5 protein-coding genes are annotated in these 3,412 nt (G+C 72.0%); 4 read left to right on the top strand and 1 reads right to left on the bottom strand.

Going from position 1 to position 3,412, the window contains the following annotated elements; all coding sequences use genetic code 11:
* Window positions 1-188: 188 nt before the first annotated feature.
* From ACXJKL_RS17450 to ACXJKL_RS17435, 4 genes are all read left to right on the top strand, one after another.
* Window positions 189-548 (top strand): hypothetical protein, encoded by a 360-nt coding sequence (locus ACXJKL_RS17450; protein ID WP_457208281.1) that lies wholly within the window; start codon window positions 189-191, stop codon window positions 546-548.
* Between the two features lie 93 nt (window positions 549-641).
* Entirely contained in the window at window positions 642-1,508 is an 867-nt protein-coding gene (locus ACXJKL_RS17445) for a lysylphosphatidylglycerol synthase domain-containing protein (protein WP_457208280.1), read from the top strand.
* 115 nt (window positions 1,509-1,623) lie between these two features.
* Window positions 1,624-2,370, top strand: a complete 747-nt coding sequence (locus tag ACXJKL_RS17440) for a phosphatase PAP2 family protein (protein WP_457208279.1) — start codon at window positions 1,624-1,626, stop codon at window positions 2,368-2,370.
* Window positions 2,371-3,033: a glycerophosphodiester phosphodiesterase gene (locus ACXJKL_RS17435; RefSeq protein ID WP_457208278.1), complete on the top strand. Its 663-nt coding sequence runs from the start codon at window positions 2,371-2,373 to the stop codon at window positions 3,031-3,033. It begins immediately after the preceding gene.
* Window positions 3,034-3,054: 21 nt separating this feature from the next.
* On the opposite strand, the gene ACXJKL_RS17430 is transcribed toward ACXJKL_RS17435, so the two are convergent.
* Window positions 3,055-3,412, bottom strand: a 358-nt coding sequence (locus ACXJKL_RS17430) for a glycosyltransferase (protein ID WP_457208277.1), incomplete at its 5' end; no start/stop codon positions are given.

Genomic DNA, 3,412 nt, shown 5'->3' with positions numbered 1-3,412 from the left:
GGGGCTCTCGGTCTGGGTCGAGGCACCGGTGGAGGGATCGACGGCCTCGTCGTTGTCTGCCTCGTTGCCACAGGCAGCGAGCGTGGAGAGCGCCAGGAGGGCGGCGGTCGCGGGCAGCAGTCGCTTCAGCATGGGTCGGATGGTACTCAGCCGCCGGGTGGACCGGATCGTGTGCCTAGGATGTGCGCGTGAAGCGGGACGGGTTCTTCAAGGTCGACAACGCAGCGGTGCTGGTCACCCTGGCGACCCTGCTGCTCCTGCTGGCGGCGCTGCCGTTGGTGCTGCGTCTCGACGAGTCGATCGATCGGAACCGGCCGATGTACTCCGACCTGTCGCGGATGACGCTCCTGCAGGACGCGAGCCTGCTCGACACCGGCAAGGTCGTGCCGGTGCAGCTCTCCGCCGGCGAGTCGGCGACGATCGGCGCCGTCGACTTCGTCGCCTCCGACGGCGTCTCGATCGTCGTGCGCGGCCACGACGGCGACACGGCGTACTGCATCACCGTCCGCAAYGAGCACGGCGCGGAGTCGGACCAGCACTGCAGCTGACCCGCCGAATCGCCGAATCACCGCCGACTCTTTACCATGGAACCACCTCTCGTCCTCCGTGGCTAAGGAACCCCCCTGTTGAGCCTGCGTGCCTTGTTGCACTCACGTGTCGTCCTGGCGCTCGGGGTCGCGATCAGCGTCGTCGTCCCCGCCGTGACCCTGCCCCGTCTCCCGCACGTCGCCGTGTGGCCGGTGCTGCTCGGCCTCCTGCCGTGGGTCGTCGGGAAGTACGTCCTGTGCCCGCTGCGCTGGCGGGTCCTCACCGACGCCGGGCTGAGCCGGCGCTGGCACATGCGGGCGTACGCCGAGTCCGAGCTCCTGGGACTGCTCACCCCCGGCCACGTCGGCGCCGACGTCTGGCGCCTGCACCGTCTGACGCGCAGCGGTCTGCAGCGCGGTGACGCCCTGGTCAGCGTCGGGACGGACCGGCTCGTCGGCGCGGTGGGCCTGGCCGTGTTCGTGGCGTTCGCCGGGGCAGCCCTCCCGACGCGCATGCTCCTGGTGGCGCTGGGCGTGAGCGCCGCGGCGGTGCTCGGCGCCCTGGTGGTGCGTCGGATCCGGCCCGACTGGCTGCCCAGCAAGCCGCTTCCCCGACCGCGTCAGCTCGCGCACGCGCTGCTGCTCTCGACGGGCTACCAGCTGTCGATCGCCGCGCTCCTCCTGGGGACGGTCGCTGCCACCGGTCAYACAGTCTCCCCGCTCGCCGTCCTGGGCGCCTTCGGGGCCAGCCAGCTCGCCGGCGCCGTGCCGGGGCCCAACGGCGCCAGCCCCCGCGATGCCGCCCTGGTGATGGCACTCGTCGCCCTCGGCGTGCCGTGGATGGCGGCGACCGCTGCGGTGACACTGAAGGCAGCCGTCGCCTGGCTGCCGGCGCTCGCGCTCGGGGGGATCAGCCTGCTGCTCACCCGCCGCGCCCTGCGCGCCGGCGTTGCTGCTGCCCCTCGCCCACTGCCGGCCTGACCGGCGCACCGACCAATTGCCCGGCGTGATCGGGACCATCGACCCCCGCGCGAGGTCCGGGGTCGGGTGACCATGGACGCAGACGAGGGAGTGTCCACACGGGAGCGGGTGCGTCATGCTGCATGCTGCCGAGCGCCTGCCCGGGCGCGACTCGGTGGTGGCACGCCTTCCCTTCGTCCTGTGGCAGACGGCTCTCGTGGTGCTCGCGGTCTTCGTCTACTTCCGGGTCCGCGGGCTCACCGAGGGCTCGTTCGCGACGGCACGTGACCACGCCCTCGACCTGGTCCAGCTCGAGTCGTGGCTCGGTCTCGATGTCGAGGAGGACCTCCAGGACTTCGTCGCTCCCTCCGCGACGGCCCAGGCGGTGGCCAACTGGATCTACATCTGGGGCCACTGGCCGGTCATCATCGTGACCATGATGTGGCTCGTGTGGCGACACCGGGTCGTGTTCGTGCGGCTGCGCAACGCGATGCTGGTGTCCGGCGCCCTCGGCGCGGCGGTGTTCGTGAGCTATCCCGTCGCCCCTCCCCGGCTGGCCGGTCTCGGGATGGTGGACACGGTGAGCGACCAGTCCCGCGCCTACCGCGTCCTGCAGCCGCCCGCCTTCGTCAACCAGTACGCCGCCATGCCCAGCCTGCACTCGGGCTGGGACCTGCTGGTGGGCATGGCCATCTTCGCGGCAGCGACCTCCGTGGCGCTGAAGGTGGTCGGGCTGGTGATGCCCGTCCTGATGGGCCTCGCCGTGGTCGCCACGGCCAACCACTACGTCGTCGACGTCATCGCGGGTGTGACCCTGGCCCTCATCGGCCAGGCGGTCGCGCTCTGGCTGGAGAGACGCAAGGCCCGGGGGAGCGTGGTCTGAGTGCCGGTCCTGGCCATCGCCCACCGGGCCGGCAACTCGCTGGCCGGGCTCCACTCCGCCAACCGCCTGGGGGTGGACGTGATCGAGTGCGACGTCCACGAGTACCGGGGCCGCCTGGAGGTGCGGCACCTCAAGACGGCGGGTCCGCTGCCCCTGCTCTGGGACCGGTGGGAGCTGGCGTCGGCCTCCGCGCCACGGCTGGGCCTCGACGAGCTGCTCCAGGCCGACGAGCACGGCACCACGTTCATGCTCGACATCAAGGGACGCCGGGCTGCGGCTGCGGCGTCGGTGGCGCGGTTCCTCCACCACCGTGGGCACCACGGCACGATCCTCGTGTGCGGTCGCTGGTGGCACTCCGTGGAGACCGTCGCCCAGCTGCCGTTCGTGGAGCCGGTGCTGTCAGCGAGGACCCGCGGGGAGCTGACCCGGCTGCGCCGGCGCCTCGAGGAGGGACCCGCCGTGCACGGCGTCTCGATCCACCGCTCGCTCCTCGACACGGCGGTCGTCGCCGAGCTGCACGACCACGTCCCCCTCGTGATGACGTGGTCGGTCAACGACCTCCGCACCCTCGACGACGTGCTGGCGATGGGGGCGACGGGGATCATCAGTGACGAGCCGGCCGTCCTCGCCGAGCTGCTCAGCCGTCGTTCACCCGGCGGCTGACCGCGTCGCCCACCGTGCAGCTCAGCGGGCCGGTGTGTCCAGCATCGAGGCGAACATCTCGGCGTACTGGATGAGGTGCCGGTCGCCCAGGAACCGGTCCACCACCCGGAGGTGGGCGCCGTGTCCGAGCCGACCCGCGGTGTCGGGGTCGCGCAGCAGCGCGTCGACGGCCCGGGCCATCGCGTCGAGGTCGCCGGGGTCGTCCAGGAGGACCCCGCTGACCCCGTGCTCGACCTGGTCGCGGATGCCGCCGACGGCCGAGGCGACCACGGGGCGGGACTTCCACATGGGTTCGGTGACGGTGAGCCCGAACCCCTCGACGAGGCTCTTCTGCACCACGACGGAGGCGTGGCGCTGCAACGCGTTGACGAGGTGGGCG

The sequence above is a fragment of the Nocardioides sp. P5_C9_2 genome, assembly GCF_054049555.1.
Note: the sequence above shows the minus strand (reverse complement) of the source record. Positions and strands in the feature narration are given on the sequence as shown.

Excerpts from the sequence above, each read along its gene's own strand:
- ACXJKL_RS17440 (WP_457208279.1), top strand. The coding sequence starts at position 1,624 with ATGCTGCATGCTGCCGAGCGCCTGCCCGGGCGCGACTCGGTGGTGGCA.